The following is a 16,001-nucleotide window of genomic DNA, read 5'->3' on the forward strand; positions in this document are numbered from 1 at the left end:
CTCAGTTCAGCACGTACCCCGCCGCCACATCACGATATTCCTGCGCGGCGGCGGCGGCCCACGCCTCATCTTTGCCCAGTTCCTCGGCCAGAATCGCAGCGGCACGGGGCGCGGCTTCCATGCTGGCGCGGGCATTCAGCAGCAGGGCGCGGGTGCGGCGAGACAGCAGGTCTTCCACGGTGCGTGCGCCTTCTGTGCGGATGCCCCAGCGCAGTTCGGCCTCGGTGTAGGGCAACTCGGGGTGAAGTTGAGTGTCGGCTCCGGTCATGGCCTGAATGCGTTCGGCGTCGGTGCCGTAGACCTTCCAGTGGTCAGGGCGTTCTTCGTCGCTCCAGCCATGCAACTTTAATTTGGGCGTCAGCGTCAGGCGTTCGGGCAGGCCCGCCAGTTGCTCGGCGCGGGTCACGGTGTCTTCTCCCATGCGGCGGTAGGTCGTCCACTTGCCGCCGGTCAGGGTAATCAGCCCGCCTTCCGAAATTCGGATGATGTGATCCCGGCTGATGGCCTTGGTGTCTGCGCCGCCTTCCGGCTTGACGAGGGGACGCAGGCCCGCGTACACGCTGCGAACATCGGCGCGGGTGGGCGCGGGTGAGAGGTAACGACCCGCCGTGTTCAGGATGAATTCCACCTCGTCGGCCAAGGCCCTCGGCTCAAAGCTGGCGCTGGGCACGGCGGTATCGGTGGTGCCGATGACCACATGATCGTGCCACGGCACGGCAAACAGCACCCGCCCGTCATCGGTGCGCGGAATCATGATGGCGCTGTCTCCGGGCAGAAATTTGCGGTCTACGACCACATGCACACCCTGACTGGGCGAGAGCATATCGGGCGCGTCGGGCGTGTCCATGCGCCGGATTTCATCGACCCACACGCCTGTGGCGTTGACCACCGCTTTAGCCCGCACCTCATGCTCCTGCCCGGTTTCGGTGTCGCGGAAGCGTGCGCCCACGACCTTGCCGTCTTCCTTGATCAGGCCGGTCACGGGGGCATGGTTCAGGGCCACGCCGCCGTGATCTTGCAGGGTTCGCAGCAGCGTGATTGCCAGCCGTGCATCATCAAATTGGCCGTCAAAGTACAGGATGCCGCCCATCAAGCCTTCGGGCTGGAGGGTGGGCGTGCGCTTCAGGGCCGCCTCACGGGTCAGGTTTTTGCTGGTGCCGAGGTTTAATTTGCCCGCCAGCACGTCGTACAGTTTCAGGCCGATGCCGTAGAACGGGCCAGCCCACCAGTCGTAGGCCGGAACCACGAAGCCCAGATCGCGCACCAGATGGGGAGCGTTCTGGCGCAGCAGGCCGCGTTCCCGCAGGGCCTCGCGCACCAACGACACGTTGCCCTGTGCCAGATACCGCACGCCGCCGTGCACGAGTTTGGTGGAGCGGCTGCTGGTGCCTTTGGCGTAATCGTGGGCTTCCAGCAGCAGCACGCTGTGGCCGCGAGTGGCGGCTTCTACGGCGGTGCCCAACCCCGACGCGCCCCCACCGATGACCAGAATGTCCCACTGGGCAGAAGTGGTGGCCGCTTGCAGGGTGGCAGTTCGGGGATCGGCTGGCGGGGCAGACACAGAAGACATGCCCGTCATTCTGCTCCTTTCTCTGTCAGAAGAACGTCCTGATCCGCCCAGTCTTTGGCCCGCAACACGGCCCGGCTCCAGCGTGTCATCCGCTCCCCGCGCTCGTCGGCGCTGAGCCGTGGCTCAAAGGTGCGGTCTTCCTGCCACTGGGCCGCAATTTCATCGGTACCCTGCCAGTAGCCCACCGCCAGTCCGGCCAGATAAGCCGCGCCCAGCGCCGTGGTTTCGGTAATGCGGGGCCGCACCACCGGCACGCCCACGATATCGGCCTGAAGCTGCATCATCAGGTCGTTTCGGCTGCCGCCGCCGTCCACGCGCAGTTCGGTCAGGGCCGGACTTCCAGCACCACCCATACGGATTTCGTCCGATTCCCGGCCACCCAGAACCCCACCGGGTGTCCGTCCATCTCCCGAAACCCGTATTCTTTCCTGCTCGCTCCGCTCGGATTGAATCCCAGAACTACGGGATTCAACCGGAATCTTTTTCACGTCCTGTTCCATCGCCGCCAGCACCTCGGCCACCTGCATGGTCACGCCCTCCAGAGCGGCGCGGGCAATGTGGGCCGCCGTGGTTCCCCGCGTCAGGCCCAGCATCGTGCCGCGTGCGTGTGGGTCCCAGTGGGGCGCACCCAGTCCCGCGAAGGCCGGAACCAACGTGACCCCGCCGCTGCTGGACACGCTAGCCGCCAACGCCTCCACGTCGCCACTTTCGCGGATGATGCCCAGCCCGTCGCGCAGCCACTGCACGGTGGCCCCGGCGGTAAATACGCTGCCTTCGAGGGCATAGGTGAGCTGCTGGCCCAAACGCCAGGCCACGGTGGTCAGCAGGCGGTGTTGGCTGGTCACGGCCTGCCGAGCCGTGTTCATCAGCAAAAAACAGCCTGTGCCGTAGGTATTTTTAGCCATCCCGCGCTTCAGGCACACCTGCCCGAAGGTGGCCGCCTGCTGATCTCCGGCGATGCCCGCTATCGGCACCCGCGCCCCCAGCAGCCCTTCGGCGGTTTCGCCGTACACCTCCGAACTGGCCCGCACCTGCGGCAGCATGGCGCGGGGCACGTTCAGCAGGGCCAACAGCTCGTCGTCCCAGTCTCCGGTGTGGATGTTGAACAGCAGGGTGCGGCTGGCGTTGCTGGCATCGGTGATGTGCAGCTCGCCCCCCGTGAGGTTATAGACCAGCCAGGAATCCATCGTGCCAAAGGCCAATTCTCCGCGTTCGGCCTGCTGGCGTGCCCCCGGCACCTGATCCAGCAGCCACGCGACCTTGGTGCCCGAAAAATAGGCGTCCAGCACCAGCCCGGTTTTGGCCTGAATGGTGGCCTCATGGCCCGCCGCCCGCAACGCGTCGCACAGGGGCGCGGTGCGGCGGTCCTGCCACACGATGGCCCGGTGAATGGGCCGCCCCGACGCCCGCTCCCAGACCACCACCGTTTCCCGCTGATTGGTGATCCCGATGGCCGCCACATCTGCCGCCCGCAGGCCCGCCCGCGTCAGGGCTTCTTGCGCCACGCCCACCTGCGTGCCCCAGATCTCCTGCGCGTCGTGCTCGACCCACCCCGGCTGCGGGAAAAACTGCGTGAATTCCTTTTGCGCGGCGGCCACCACTGCCCCCGCCCGGTCAAACACGATGGCGCGGCTAGAGGTGGTGCCCTGATCCAGAGCCAGGATAAATTTCGACATGAGCGAACCCCTCCAGCAACTGCTGTCTGCTTTTGATTTGCCTGCTGAACCTACCTGACGAACAGTGCAAGCAGCCTAGCAGCACAGCTCACATTTGGGCGGGAATCTGATGGGAAATCAAGGCCCCTTCACGCCCCTCTTGTCTGAACAGGAAGGCGGCGGAGCACACTTGGGGCCATTCCGCACACCCGAGGAGGCAACAACCATGACCGGCCCCTATGACCGCCCACCTGCCCCTGCCACCGAACCCACCGACACCCCCATGCCCCGGCCAGAGCGCCTGCCAGGAGGCGACGACCTCGGCCCCATGACCGACCCGCCCGTGAACCCGGACACCCCCGGTTTCCCCGAGCCGGAGCCGACAGACAACCCGGACACGCCGACGTGGCCCAATCCCATGCCGATGCCAGCGATGTAGAAGAACAGTGAGTGGTGAGTGGGAAGGGCGTTCACTCGAGATCAGTCCAGCTTTTGATCTTCCCACTTCCTACTGACCACTCACCACTGACCGTTCTCAGAACTTCATCAGCCCGTGCCCATGCAACCGCAGCCAGTCGCGCTGCGGTTTGTGGTGCGGCATCAGGCGGGAGACGTGTGCCCAGTAACGCGGTGAATGGTTCATTTCCAGCAGGTGCGCGGCTTCGTGGAGGGCCACGTAGCGGGCCACCTCCAGCGGGGCGCGGGCCAGGGCCCAGTGCAGGCGAATATGACCGTCGGCGGTGCAACTGCCCCAGCGGGTGCGGGTATCGCTGACCATGACCGAGGCCAGGTGGGAGCGGGCCGCCAACTGAGCGGCGTATCCCTCGACCAGTTCGCGGTAATGCGGGAGGGTAGCGGCTTTGTACCACTGCGTCAGGGCCGCTTCTGGAGCATCGGAGGGCACACACAGGGTCTGCCCATCGCGCTTGGCCTGTGTGCCGGGAGCCTTCAGGCACAGGGTCAACCTCTCGCCCAGAAAGCTCAATTCTGCGCCGTCTGGAAGGGCAGCCACGGTGGGCATTCGGGCGGCGTAGGTGGCGAGGTGTCCGGCGGCCCAGTCACGTTTGGCATTCAGAAAATCCAGCAGCGTCTGGTCGGGCACCTGCGTGGGCGCATGCAGAATGACCTCGTTCGGGCGCACTTGCAGGGCCAGCGTGCGCCGCCTCGCACTGCGCCTGACCCGAACAGGCACGCCGCCCACGCTCCACTGTTCTGCCCCATCCACGCCGGCTGCCATAGCTATAGCAAACCCCAAGCGCGGCCAAAGCGGGTGAGTGGCCCAGGAATTTTGAACCCAGTCTACCGAATCGGGTTACACTTCAGACATGAGCAATTCAGCGCCCGATCTGGGGCAGGAAGGTGGGCAGAGGGCTGTACGGCTGTCCGAGTCCGCAGGGATAGCCACGCTGACGTTTACGCATCCCAAGGCGGCATTTGGCCCCGCCACCTGGCTGGAAACGGCGCAGGCCTTGGGGCAGTTGGGCCAGGCCCGCGTGCTGATCGTGCGCGGAGAACGCCATTTCAGCGTCGGGCTGGACGTGAAGGCCACCGCGCCCAGTATCGCCGCTGCCCTGAGTCAGCCCGCTGCCACCAGGCACGGGGCGTTTAAAGCTGTGGTAGACGAGATGCACGCCGCCATTGAGGGGCTGGCCGCCCTGCCCATTCCGGTGATCGCGGCCATAGACGGCTGGTGCATCGGCGCGGGACTGGAACTGGCCGCCGCCTGCGATATCCGGCTTGCCACCCACGCGGCCCGCTTCAGCCTGCCCGAAGTGCGCCTCGGCATCGCCGCCGATCTGGGCGGGCTGCAACGCCTGCCGGGAATCGTGGGCCGGGGCCGCGCTGCCCACCTTGCCCTGACCGCCGAACCCATCGACGCCGCCACCGCCGAACGCTGGGGCCTGGTCACAGAGCTTCACGCCGATGCCGACGCGCTGTATGCCCGCGCCGACGCCTTGGCCGCGCACCTGGCCGCCCTGCCTCCCAGAGCGTTGGAAGGCACCAAGCGCACGCTGAATGGCGGCCTGCCTCATGCCCAGAGCTTGGCGGCGGCAGTGGACTGGAACGCCGAACACATGACCGCAGAGGGCTTGGCATCGGCGCTGAACTAGACAACCTGACAGCCTGGGTGCAGCGTTCTAGAAGTTTGCGTACCTCCCCGCAACCCAGAGTTCTCGGCCCCCACGCTTTTCCCACTCACTACTGATCACTGACTGAACGCTGCACCAGCCACATTCAGACCACTTCAAAAGGAGCACCTCCATGACCCAGACTGCCAATCCCGCCACCACCTTTCGCCCCGACCTGCTGAGCGGCAAGCATGCTCTGATTACCGGCGGCGGCAGCGGCATCAACCTCGGCATTGCCCAGAGTTTTGCGGCGCACGGCTGCGCGGTCACGATTCTGGGCCGCAATCTGGAGAAGGCGCAGAAGGCGGCGGCGGGCATCGTGGAAGCGGGCGGGCGGGCCATCGGCGTGAGCGCGGATGTGCGCGATTTTGCCGCCCTGCAGGCGGCGGTGGCGCTGGCCGTGGAAGCCCACGGAGACTTCGACATCGTGCTGGCCGGAGCCGCCGGGAACTTTCCTGCACCCGTGGACGGCATCAGCCCCAACGGATTCAAGACGGTGGTGGACATCGATCTGCTGGGGACCTACAACACCATCAAGGCCGCCGCGCCGCACATCAAGGCTCCGGGCGGCAACGTGCTGAGCATCAGCGCCTACGGCGTGCCTGTGCCGATGCAGGCGCATGTGGTGGCCGCCAAGGCAGGCGTGGACGCCCTGACCCGCACGCTGGCCGTGGAATGGGGCCTGCGCGGAATTCGCGTGAATGCCATCATTCCCGGCCCGATAGACGGCACCGAGGGCATGGCCCGCCTCGCCCCCAATGAAAAAACCCGCGCCCAATTTACGCGCACCGTGCCGCTGGGACGCTTCGGCCTGCCCCAGGACATCGCCAATGCCGCGCTGTTTCTGGTGTCGGACGCGGCCAGCTATGTCACGGGCGTGATTTTGCCCGTAGACGGCGGCCAGAACATGCTGGGCGGTGCGCCGCAGTACCAGATGTTTTTGCAGATGACGCAGGAAACCAAGTCCTGAGAAAGAGTGTTTAGGGGTCGGGGGTTGAGGGTCTGGGAATTGCAGGTTTTTGTGGACCACTGACAGAACGCTGTACTTAGACCCCCAACCTCAAACCCGCCGTCAGGCTTCACACGCTATCCTCTGCGGGTGCGCCGCCTGCTGACCCTCTGTACTTTTATCCTTCTTTCAGCAGAGCTGGCGGCAGTGGCCCCGACCACGCCCATCTCGGTGCACCTGATCCGCGACCCCGGCCTCAGCGCAGGCGTGCGGGAAGTCCTTCAGCGTGCCCCCGACAACGTACAGGTATCGGTACTGGTGCGCGAGGTCGGCGGCGGCCCGGTGCTGGAAGCCCAGCAGCCCGACGAACCCATGATTCCGGCCAGCACCCAGAAGCTGGTCACGGCGGCCTCGGTGCTGATAGACCGGGGCGGCGCGGGAGGCTGGTGGAGTACCGAACTGACCGTGCCAGCGGCAGAAGTGGGCCACCGCAGCGTGTCTGCCCTGACCCTGCGCGGCAGTGCCGACCCGACCCTCAGTGTGTCGGACGGCCTCAACAGTCTGCGGGCACTTGCAAAGCAGGCTTTTGCCCGTGGCCTGCGCCGCGCCGAAACCGTGCGGCTGGACGAGTCCCGGATGCAGGCAGGCAGCTGGACGGACCTGCTTGTGGACGTGCCCATGACCGCCGTACGCCTGAGCGAATGGGAGAACAACCCGCCCACATCAGGGGCACAGGCGCGGGCCAGAGCGGGCGCGGCGCTGGTGGCCGAACTGCGGCGAGCGGGCATCGAGGTGGGGTCGGACGTGGTGGGCGTGGCTCCTGGGTTCATGCCCTACCTTGCCCCCGCCCGTTTGGACAACGACGGCAAACCTCTGCCGCCCGATCCGCTGATTCCCGTGAACCGCCGTCCAGAACAGGGCCTTGCCAGCGTCAGTAGCGGCTCTCCTGCACCGTTTCTGGCCGCCACACTGCGCCCCAGCGACAACCTGAAGGCCGAAGAACTCCTGGGAACTCTGGCCGCCACACCCCTGGGACGCGGCACACTGGAGGGCGCGTTGCTGCGCGAGCGGGCCGCCCTGCGCCGCATGGGAGTAGACCTGAGCGGCGTAACGCTGGCCGACGGCAGCGGCCTGAGCCGGGACAACCGCCTGACTGCCCGTGCCCAGATACAGCTCCTCAGCGTGCTGTACGACCTGCCTTACGCCGCAGCCGGGACATCCCGAACGCTGCCCGCTGCCCTTTACCGCGCCCGCCGCAACGCTTTTGCCGAGGCCCTGCCCCGAGCAGGTACCGGTGAGACTGACCCGCAGCACACCGGACGCGGCGGCACGATGGCCCTGCGGCTGCAGGGTTCGGGGCTGGACGTGCGGGCCAAAACCGGAACCCTGCCGGGCGTCAGTGCGCTGGCAGGCTACGTGACCGCCAAAAGCGGCAAAACACTTGCCTTTTCTATCCTGATGAACGGCCCGGAAACCACGCCGATTCTGACCCTGCGCGGCCTACAAGACCAGATGGTGCAGGCCATAGCGGCGGCGCACTGACGCCCGGCGCCAGAAAAAGAGTCTCGGGAGGCGCAGAGACCGCCTCAACGAGCAGCCTGCCGCCCTCTCCTGAGATTCCTTTGAGGACAACCTCAAGACTGAATCAGTGCGTGTTGGTGGGCTTGCGCCCCGTGTTGGCCGCCCTGCACAGCTAGGGTGCAGCCATGACCTTCAGGCGGCGCGGGTACGGACGGGCATTGACAGCCCTATTGATTTCCTCTGGATTCATTTCCTCCGGGATGAATGGGCAGGCATCGGCGCAATCGGCGGCGGCCCTCGCCAAGCTGGACGCGGCCCAGATGAGTATTCCGGCGGCGCGGGCCAAAACCTTTGCGGGAAGCGCCCTGACGGTACGGCAAAATTTGCGGGCTGGAGCCAACTATTCCCGGCAGGTGGTGAGCTACCAGTCGGATGGCCTGCGGATCGATGCCCTGCTGACGGTGCCGAGTGGCACGCCGCCCAAAGGGGGATGGCCGACCATCGTGTTCAATCACGGCTATATTCCGCCCGCCCAGTACCGCACCACCGAGCGCTACGTGGCCTATCAGGACGCTTTTGCACGCGCCGGATTCATCACCCTCAAAAGCGATTACCGGGGGCACGGCAGCAGTCAGGGAGAGGCGCTGGGCGGCTATTTTGCGCCTGATTACACCACCGACGTGATGAATGCGCTGGCGAGCCTGAAGGCCGATAAGCGGGTCAATCCGGCCCGAATCGGCATGTGGGGCCACTCGATGGGCGGATTTCTGACCCTGCGGGCGATGGTGATAGACCGCCAGATCAAGGCAGGCGTGATCTGGGCGGGCGTGGTGGGCGACTACAACCAGATCATCAACGAGTGGCGCAGCCCGGTTCCGGCTTCTATTCCCCGGTCGGTGCTTGGGCTGCGGCAAAAAGCAGTGGCCAAGTACGGCACGCCGCAGGCCAACCCCAAATTCTGGAACACGCTGGCGGCCAATTCCTATCTGCGCGACCTTGGCGGCCCGATTCAGCTCCATATCGGCACAGCAGACGAAGACGTACCGGTGGCTTTTCACACCCGGCTGACCGCACAGATGAAAGCAGTGGGCAAGCCTGTGCAGAGCTACGTGTATCCCGGCGACAACCATAACCTCAGCCGAAATCTGCAGGTGGCCCTCAACCGCAGCGTGGCTTTCTTCAAGGCGAATCTGTAACCCTGATGCGGCGACTGGTGCAGGTAGGACTCCTGCTGTTGGTGGCGGGCGCGGGCTGGGTGGCCGTGACCCAGCCAGAGAACCTGCCGTTTGCGTTGCCGGGCAACCTCCAACCTGGACGCACCGCCGCCCCCTCCTCCGCCCCCAGCCCAGAAATCAGCAGACCCGCCCCGGACGGCAGCCTGACCGACGCGGCCCTGACTGCACTGGTGGCGTGGCAACCCATCAGCGTGCAGGCCTTGCGAACGCGGAAATACCCCGGCAGCGCCCTGACGGTGCGGCAGAATTTGCGGGCCGGGGTCAACTATTCGCGGCAGGTGGTGAGCTACCAGTCGGATGGCCTGCGGATCAATGCCCTGCTGACGGTACCGAGCGGTACGCCGCCCACAGGAGGCTGGCCCGCCATCGTGTTCAATCACGGGTATATTCCGCCCGCCGAGTACCGCACCACCGAGCGCTACGTGGCGTATCAGGACGCGTTCGCCAGAGCCGGATTCGTGACCCTGAAAAGCGATTACCGGGGACACGGCAGCAGCGAGGGAGAGGCGCGGGGCGGATACAACGATCCCGGCTACACGGTTGATGTGCTGAACGCCGCCGCCAGCCTGAAGGCCGACCCACGGGTCAATCCGGCGCGGCTGGGATTGTGGGGGCACTCGATGGGCGGCCAACTGAGCCTGCGGGCCATGCTGGTCGATGACAGCTTCAAGGCCGCGTCGTTGTGGGCGGGCGTGATCGCCAGCTACGACGTATTGGCGACCGACTGGAACCCCCCTGCCAACGGCCCCAAACCCACGCTGGACCGTCTGAATCGCCGCTACCTGCGGGCACTCAGCCCCAATAGCCTGCTGCGAGAACTGAATGGCAGACCCACTCAGCTTCACCACGGCACCAACGACGCCGATGTGCCCTATGCCTTTCAAAAAGCTCTGGCCGACGACCTCCGCGCCGCCGGGCAGGGGGTGGAGGCCTACCGCTACGAGGGCGACAACCACAACCTGAGCCAGAATCTCTCCACGGCCCTCAGACGTAGCGTGGCATTTTTTAAGGCCAATCTATGAGTTTCCGCAAGTCCTGGGAAGCCAGGGAGTAGGCTCAACACATGACCTCAACTTCCTCTACAGGCAAAGTTCTTCTGATTACGGGCGCAAGCACGGGCATCGGCGCGGCTACTGCCCGGCAGGCGGTACAGGCTGGCTGGCGCGTGGCGCTCCTGGCCCGCAGCGAAGACAAATTGCAGGCGTTGGCTGCCGAACTGGGCGGAGAACAGGCCATTGCCCTCCGCGCGGACGTGACCCAGTGGCCCGACCTGGAGGGTGCTGTGGCGGCCACATTGGAACGCTTTGGGCGGCTGGACGCGGCGCTTGCCAATGCAGGATTCACGGCAGGTGCGCCCCGCTACGCCACCGGCGACCCCACGCCCGACGAGTGGCGCGACATGATCCTGACCAACGTGCTGGGGGCTGCCCTGACCGCCCGCGCCACCCTGCCGCACCTGATCGGCAGCCGGGGCCACCTGCTCCTGGTGGGTTCTGTGGCCGGACGGGTCGCCACACCCGGCCCTTACAGCGCCACCAAATGGGCAATTTCGGGGATGGGCGAAAGCATCCGCCGCGAAGTGAGCGCCGAGGGCGTACGCGTGACCACGATTGAACCGGGCCGGGTCGAAACACCGTTCTGGGCCGAGGGCCGAAAGCCTCAAAACGCCGAATTCCTGCAAGACGACGATGTGGCCCGCGCCATCCTGTACGCACTGGAGCAGCCCGCGCATGTGGCGATCAATGAACTGCTGATCCGCCCGACCACGCAGGACGTGTAGGCGGGCGGATCGGGAAGAATAAATTAGCGGCTGAGGTCGTAGCCCGTGACTTTCTGACCAGAGCGGGGGTTGGTGGTGCTGATCACCACGCGCTTGTCGTACAGGTTCCAGCCCTGAGTCACGTTCATTTCGGGTGTGAACCGGGTGGCCGGAACGTTGCCTCCCACCTGGCTGTAAATCAGCCACTGCTGGTTGCGGGCCACGCTGTCCACCTCGGTGGCGTCCAGATTGGCGTTGTTGTTGGCGTCGTTATAGACCACCACCTGATACACACCCACCACTCCGGGCACGTTGGGCAGATCCACCCCAAAATTCCAGGTGTTGATGCCGGTCAGGAGCACATTCTGGGCCAGATTGCTGTTGTTGGTCACCACTTCGGGGAAGCCTGTACCGACCAGAGCCAACCGCAGCCGTGCATCAGTGCCCCAACTGCCTGCAATGCTGCCGCTGACATCGTAGGCGTCGGGCGTCTGGATACCGCGAGGCCCGCAGGCGGCAAGGGCCAAAGGAACGCACAGGAGCAAAAGGGCAGATTTTCTCATGTATCCAGAGTAAACCGTGAAGCTGATGGGAGCGTGAACCAGGCCTCATTCGGCACGGTAAGTAGAAAGAGCAGTATGGACGTAACCGGGTGCGCCACTTTGCCGATGTGCTGAGGCAGGCGGACGGGGCAGACTGGCCCTGAATAAAGGGGAGGGCACAGAATGAGAGATGCAGATTCGGACGATTGGCGAAGGGCCACAGCAGCGGGCAACAGCGTGACCACGCGCCGCGCCCCCACCCCCTAACACGCGGGCAAGCCCCCATTGAGCAGTACAGAGGCTTCCCGCACAAGGACAGACGATGAACGGGAAGCAAATTACCAAACTTGGATTTGAACGCAAGGCCATTGGGCTGGCCCTCTCTGCCGCCACCCTGCGCGAGCGGGCAGGCCTGAGCCGAGATGAGATTCTGAATGAACTGCGCGGTGTGCAGGCCAACCCCGAGGCTTTTTTGGGTGGTCTGTACAACGACCTCGCCGCCGAATTGATCGCGGTGCGCGGCGTGCAGGAAGCGCGGGCTTTCAGCGACCTGCGGCCCACGCCTCTGCCCTACCCGGTGTGGGGCGCAGACCTGATCGACCCCGGCGCACACACCCAGATGGACGTGGCGATGCGCCTGCCCATCTCGCGTGCGGGTGCGCTGATGCCCGATGCACACGTCGGCTACGGCCTGCCCATCGGCGGCGTGCTGGCAACTGAAGACGCCGTGATTCCGTACGGCGTGGGCGTAGACATCGGCTGCTCGATGATGCTGAGTGTGCTGCCCCTGCCCAGCAACGCCCTGAAAACCGAGGAAGCCAAAGCCCTGCTGATGCGGCATACCCGCTTTGGCGCGGGCGTGGGCTTTGAAAAACGTGACCGCGAAGACCACGCCGTGCTGCACGAGGAAACGTGGGACGCCCTGCCGATTCTGGGTCACCTGCACGACAAGGCCATCACGCAAATCGGCACGAGTGGCAGCGGCAACCATTTCGTAGAGTTCGGCACGTTCAGCCTCTCTGCGCCCGACAGCGGCACGGGGCTGGAAGCGGGCGATTATCTGGCGGTGTTGTCTCACAGCGGCTCGCGGGGGTTCGGGGCACAGGTCGCCAACCACTTTACGCGGCTGGCACAGGCCCTTCACCCCATGATCGACAAAAGCGCCCAGAAGCTGGCGTGGCTTCCGCTCGGCAGCGAGGAAGGTCAGGCCTACTGGCTCGCCATGAATCTGGCTGGCCGCTACGCCCTCGCCAACCACGACCTGATTCACGCCCGCCTTGCCCGCGCACTGGGTGAAACGCCGCTGCTGCGCGTCAGCAACAGCCACAATCTGGCCTGGAAACAGCAGATAGACGGCAAGGAATTGATCGTTCACCGCAAGGGAGCCACCCCCGCCGCCGCCGGACAACTGGGCCTGATTCCCGGCAGCATGGCCGACCCCGGCTTTCTGGTGCGTGGGCGCGGCAACCCGGCAGCCTTGGCAAGTGCCAGCCACGGCGCAGGCCGTCAGCTGGGGCGCAAGGCCGCCATCAACGCCCTTGCCAAAAAGGACGTGCAGGCTTACCTGGACCGTCACGGCATCACCCTGATCGGCGGCGGCATAGATGAAGCGCCTCAGGCCTATAAACGCATCGAGGATGTGATTGCCCGCCAGACGGATCTGGTGGACGTGCTGGGCCAGTTCATGCCCAAAGTGGTGCGGATGGACACGGGGAACGAGGACGTTTAGAGACAGTTTCAGAGACCGTGAGTGGTAAGTAGTTAGTGGGAAGTGGGAAAACCGGAGGAACGCCGAAGCCTGAGCGTTTCTCCGGTTTTTTGTTTGGCCGCCCCATACTCTTGCCCGCCCAATCCGTGTGAGGCCGTCGTGCGTGAAACGCGCGGGCCAATTCCAGCTCAGAGTGAACTGGCACTTCCACTTCAGATGAAAGATTCAGCCGGGGCTGAACACGACAAGATCACTCCTGCCGAGCGCAGCGAAAACTCCCCTCACCCCTTTGGGGGCGGGGGCTGGGGGGTGGGGGAATCCACCGTGGCAGAAGCCCACCCACCCGCCTCGCCCAAAAACTCAGCCCGCTACAGCCCCCGCCCCAGCCGCTCCAGCAGGGCCACCCCGAACGCCACGCCCTGTTCAAAATGCACCCGCAGAATATTTTCGTTGGGCGCATGAATCCGCCCGCCCAGATTGCTGATGCCCATTGCCACGCAGGGCACGCCCAGAAACTCGTTGAACGGTGACATGGGACCGCTGGCCGCGCTGCTGGGATGAATGATCGGCTCCGAACCGTGGGCCTCCCGCGCCGCTTCCAGGCAGGCCACCACAAAGGGATGTCCGGCGTCGGCACGGGCGGGCTTCTGGTGAGATTCCAGTTCCACGACTTCTATGTCGCCCAGACCTTGGGTCTCCAGATGGGCACGCAAGAGCGCCAGAATCTGTTCCGGGTCCTGATCAGGCACCAGCCGGAAATCCAGCTTGACGCTGCCGTGTGCGGGCAATACCGTTTTGCTGCCTTCGCCCTGATACCCGCCACTCCAGCCGTTCACGTTGACCACGGGCAGCAGATTGGTGCGCTGGAAATACTCGGGGCCAGTGGCAAGCGGGCGGGTCACGCCGTAGGTGTCGCGTACTGCCTGACCGTCGCCGGGAATGGTGGCGATGGCGGCAAGGTCGGCGGCGCTGGGGTCGCGCACGGCGTCATGAAAACCGGGAATGGTCACGCGGCCCGTGTCGTCTCGCAGGGAGACCACGGCGCGGGCAAGGCGGTAGAGCGGATTGTCGATCACCGCGCCGAGGCTGCTGTGCAGGTCGGAGTCGGCCACCCGGCAGCGCAGTTCCACGCACATCACGCCCTTCAGCCCCAGTGAGGCCACCGGGCGACCCTCGGGCGTAATGGACCCGAATTCCCACCAGCAGCCATCGGCCCGCAGCTCGTCGGCGTGGGCCTCCACAAAGGCTTCAAGGCTGGGACTGCCCACCTCTTCTTCCCCTTCCAGCAGCCAGCGCACGCGCAGGGGCAACTGGCCGCCGTGCCGCTCGCGCACCGCCCGCACCGCCGCCAGCCGGGAAATAATCTCGCCCTTATCGTCGCTGACGCCGCGAGCATACAGCCGCCCATCGCGCTCGGTCAGCACAAAAGGCGGGCTGTCCCAGAGGTCTAGGGGGTCTTCGGGCTGCACGTCGTAATGGTTGTAGATCAGGAGGGTGGTGGGGCCGCTGCCTGCCTCTGCTACCAGCACAGGCGCAACCGTGCCGGGATACTGGCGCACGGTGAAGCCCTCGGCCTCCAGCAGACGGGTCACGTAGGCCGCCGCTTCGGGCAGCATCCGGCCCTGTGCGCTCACGCTTTCTATGGCGACAAATTCGGCCAAATCCGACAGGCCGCGTGCGATGTGCGGGGACAGGTCGCTGGATGGGGTGGAAGTCATGGCCCTCAGGGTAAAGGATGGAGGGCGGCTTCCCCCCCAAACCCCTACTGCTCGAAGCCGTGCGGATGCGTGCGGTGCCACTCCCACGCGCTTGCCACGATCTCTTTGAGGTCGGTGAATTTGGGCGCGAATCCCAGTTCCTTCACGATCAGGTTGGCATCGGCCACCAGACGCGGGGGGTCTCCGGCGCGGCGGGGGGCCAGTTCTCGGGTCAGAGGTGTGCCCACCACGGCGTCCACGGCGTCCAGCACTTCGCGCACGCTGAAGCCGTGACCGAGGCCCACGTTATAGGTGGTTGCCACCTGCCCGCCGCCGTGCAGCGCTTCCACCGCCAGCACATGCGCGTCGGCCAGGTCCTGCACATGCACGTAATCCCGGATGCAGGTGCCGTCGGGGGTGGGGTAATCGTCGCCGTAAATCAGCATCTTGTCGCGCTGGCCGAGCGCGGTCAGGCAGGCCAGTTCGATCAGGTGGGTCTTGTTGGCGTGCGCCTCGCCAATCGTGCCGCCCGGAGCCGCGCCACACACGTTGAAGTAGCGCAGAATCGTATAGGGCAAGCCGTGAGCGACCCCAAAGGCATGGATCATCTGTTCGGTCATCCATTTGGTTTCGCCGTACACGCTTTCAGGCTGCTTGGTGGCCGTTTCGGGAATCGGCACGGCGTCGGTGGTGCCGTAAACGGCAGCCGTGGAGGAAAACACCAGCGGAATCTTGCGCGTTTCCACGATGGCTTGCAGCAGGTTCAGGCTGCCCAGCACGTTGTTCCGGTAATAGCGGCCCGGTGCACGCATACTCTCGCCCACCTCGATCAGCGCGGCAAAATGAATCACGGCATCCGGCTGATGGGCATTCAGGGCCGCCTTGACCGCTTCGGCATCTTGCAAATCGGCCTTCACCAGCGTCACTTCGGGGGGCAGGGCTTCCGGGTGTCCGCTGGAAAGGTTGTCCAGCACCACCACGTCATGCCCTGCGGCCCGCAATTGCCGGACTGTATGCGAACCGATGTAGCCTGCTCCGCCCACCACCAGAAGTTTCATGCGGTTAGGGTAGCAAAGGCCTGATGCGAAAAGACTCAGAACTGAGGACTCCGGGGTACAGAACGACAAGAACTAAGTAGGTCGAAGTTAATCTATAGATTAACCGAGCGAAGCGAGTATCGAAGAAAGTACGTCGTAGTGGGAATGGAGCTTTATCCCGCAGTTTGGGGTAAAGCGG

Annotated in this window: 14 protein-coding genes; 8 read left to right on the top strand and 6 right to left on the bottom strand. The window is 65.1% G+C overall.

What is annotated here, in order from left to right:
- Position 1: 1 nt before the first annotated feature.
- Positions 2-1,579, bottom strand: coding sequence for a glycerol-3-phosphate dehydrogenase/oxidase (locus tag F561_RS0109960; RefSeq protein WP_019009816.1), 1,578 nt, complete (start codon positions 1,577-1,579; stop codon positions 2-4).
- Complete coding sequence (gene glpK / locus F561_RS25220; protein WP_019009817.1) at positions 1,576-3,246, bottom strand: glycerol kinase GlpK; 1,671 nt, start codon at positions 3,244-3,246, stop codon at positions 1,576-1,578. Before glpK ends, F561_RS0109960 begins: the two co-directional genes overlap by 4 nt.
- 205 nt (positions 3,247-3,451) lie before the next feature.
- Between glpK and F561_RS0109970 the strand changes: the two genes are divergently transcribed.
- Complete coding sequence (locus F561_RS0109970) at positions 3,452-3,664, top strand: hypothetical protein (protein WP_026298779.1); 213 nt, start codon at positions 3,452-3,454, stop codon at positions 3,662-3,664.
- A gap of 96 nt (positions 3,665-3,760) precedes the next feature.
- Here the strand turns inward: F561_RS0109970 and F561_RS0109975 are convergent, their stop codons facing one another.
- A complete protein-coding gene (locus tag F561_RS0109975; RefSeq protein WP_019009819.1) occupies positions 3,761-4,462 on the bottom strand; it encodes a M48 family metallopeptidase in 702 nt (233 codons plus the stop codon).
- A gap of 88 nt (positions 4,463-4,550) precedes the next feature.
- On the opposite strand from F561_RS0109975, the gene F561_RS0109980 reads away from it, so the two are divergent.
- The 6 genes from F561_RS0109980 to F561_RS0110005 all read left to right on the top strand — a co-directional run bounded on the left by F561_RS0109980 (position 4,551) and on the right by F561_RS0110005 (position 10,839).
- A complete protein-coding gene (locus tag F561_RS0109980) occupies positions 4,551-5,336 on the top strand; it encodes an enoyl-CoA hydratase-related protein (RefSeq protein WP_019009820.1) in 786 nt (261 codons plus the stop codon).
- 151 nt (positions 5,337-5,487) lie between these two features.
- Positions 5,488-6,324 (top strand): SDR family oxidoreductase, encoded by an 837-nt coding sequence (locus F561_RS0109985; RefSeq protein WP_019009821.1) that lies wholly within the window; start codon positions 5,488-5,490, stop codon positions 6,322-6,324.
- Between the two features lie 129 nt (positions 6,325-6,453).
- Positions 6,454-7,845, top strand: coding sequence for a D-alanyl-D-alanine carboxypeptidase/D-alanyl-D-alanine-endopeptidase (locus tag F561_RS0109990; RefSeq protein ID WP_019009822.1), 1,392 nt, complete (start codon positions 6,454-6,456; stop codon positions 7,843-7,845).
- A 239-nt stretch (positions 7,846-8,084) separates the two neighbouring features.
- Positions 8,085-9,020, top strand: coding sequence for an alpha/beta hydrolase family protein (locus F561_RS0109995; RefSeq protein ID WP_019009823.1), 936 nt, complete (start codon positions 8,085-8,087; stop codon positions 9,018-9,020).
- A gap of 5 nt (positions 9,021-9,025) precedes the next feature.
- Complete coding sequence (locus tag F561_RS0110000; RefSeq protein ID WP_019009824.1) at positions 9,026-10,081, top strand: alpha/beta hydrolase family protein; 1,056 nt, start codon at positions 9,026-9,028, stop codon at positions 10,079-10,081.
- 41 nt (positions 10,082-10,122) lie between these two features.
- Positions 10,123-10,839 (top strand): SDR family oxidoreductase, encoded by a 717-nt coding sequence (locus tag F561_RS0110005; RefSeq protein ID WP_019009825.1) that lies wholly within the window; start codon positions 10,123-10,125, stop codon positions 10,837-10,839.
- Positions 10,840-10,862: 23 nt separating this feature from the next.
- Here F561_RS0110005 and F561_RS0110010 read toward each other — a convergent pair whose 3' ends face one another.
- Positions 10,863-11,381: a hypothetical protein gene (locus F561_RS0110010; RefSeq protein WP_019009826.1), complete on the bottom strand. Its 519-nt coding sequence runs from the start codon at positions 11,379-11,381 to the stop codon at positions 10,863-10,865.
- A gap of 301 nt (positions 11,382-11,682) precedes the next feature.
- On the opposite strand from F561_RS0110010, the gene F561_RS0110015 reads away from it, so the two are divergent.
- The gene (locus tag F561_RS0110015) at positions 11,683-13,089 is read left to right on the top strand and encodes an RtcB family protein (protein WP_019009827.1); all 1,407 of its coding nucleotides are present in this window, start codon (positions 11,683-11,685) and stop codon (positions 13,087-13,089) included.
- A gap of 347 nt (positions 13,090-13,436) precedes the next feature.
- Here F561_RS0110015 and F561_RS0110020 read toward each other — a convergent pair whose 3' ends face one another.
- Both F561_RS0110020 and galE read right to left on the bottom strand, forming a co-directional pair.
- Positions 13,437-14,786 carry a M20/M25/M40 family metallo-hydrolase gene (locus tag F561_RS0110020; RefSeq protein ID WP_019009828.1) on the bottom strand — a complete coding sequence of 450 codons (1,350 nt, stop codon included), beginning with the start codon at positions 14,784-14,786 and terminating at the stop codon, positions 13,437-13,439.
- A gap of 44 nt (positions 14,787-14,830) precedes the next feature.
- Complete coding sequence (galE, locus tag F561_RS0110025; protein ID WP_019009829.1) at positions 14,831-15,823, bottom strand: UDP-glucose 4-epimerase GalE; 993 nt, start codon at positions 15,821-15,823, stop codon at positions 14,831-14,833.
- Between the last annotated feature and the right edge of the window lie 178 nt (positions 15,824-16,001).

The sequence above is a fragment of the Deinococcus aquatilis DSM 23025 genome (assembly GCF_000378445.1).
Classification (GTDB): domain Bacteria; phylum Deinococcota; class Deinococci; order Deinococcales; family Deinococcaceae; genus Deinococcus; species Deinococcus aquatilis.

Coding starts and splice junctions, on each gene's coding strand:
- F561_RS0109975 (WP_019009819.1), bottom strand. CDS start 4,462: ATGGCAGCCGGCGTGGATGGGGCAGAACAGTGGAGCGTGGGCGGCGTG.
- F561_RS0109995 (WP_019009823.1), top strand. CDS start 8,085: ATGAATGGGCAGGCATCGGCGCAATCGGCGGCGGCCCTCGCCAAGCTG.
- galE (WP_019009829.1), bottom strand. CDS start 15,823: ATGAAACTTCTGGTGGTGGGCGGAGCAGGCTACATCGGTTCGCATACA.
- F561_RS0109960 (WP_019009816.1), bottom strand. CDS start 1,579: ATGACGGGCATGTCTTCTGTGTCTGCCCCGCCAGCCGATCCCCGAACT.
- F561_RS0110000 (WP_019009824.1), top strand. CDS start 9,026: ATGCGGCGACTGGTGCAGGTAGGACTCCTGCTGTTGGTGGCGGGCGCG.
- F561_RS0110005 (WP_019009825.1), top strand. CDS start 10,123: ATGACCTCAACTTCCTCTACAGGCAAAGTTCTTCTGATTACGGGCGCA.
- F561_RS0110010 (WP_019009826.1), bottom strand. CDS start 11,381: ATGAGAAAATCTGCCCTTTTGCTCCTGTGCGTTCCTTTGGCCCTTGCC.
- F561_RS0110020 (WP_019009828.1), bottom strand. CDS start 14,786: ATGACTTCCACCCCATCCAGCGACCTGTCCCCGCACATCGCACGCGGC.
- F561_RS0110015 (WP_019009827.1), top strand. CDS start 11,683: ATGAACGGGAAGCAAATTACCAAACTTGGATTTGAACGCAAGGCCATT.
- F561_RS0109970 (WP_026298779.1), top strand. CDS start 3,452: ATGACCGGCCCCTATGACCGCCCACCTGCCCCTGCCACCGAACCCACC.
- F561_RS0109980 (WP_019009820.1), top strand. CDS start 4,551: ATGAGCAATTCAGCGCCCGATCTGGGGCAGGAAGGTGGGCAGAGGGCT.
- F561_RS0109985 (WP_019009821.1), top strand. CDS start 5,488: ATGACCCAGACTGCCAATCCCGCCACCACCTTTCGCCCCGACCTGCTG.
- glpK (WP_019009817.1), bottom strand. CDS start 3,246: ATGTCGAAATTTATCCTGGCTCTGGATCAGGGCACCACCTCTAGCCGC.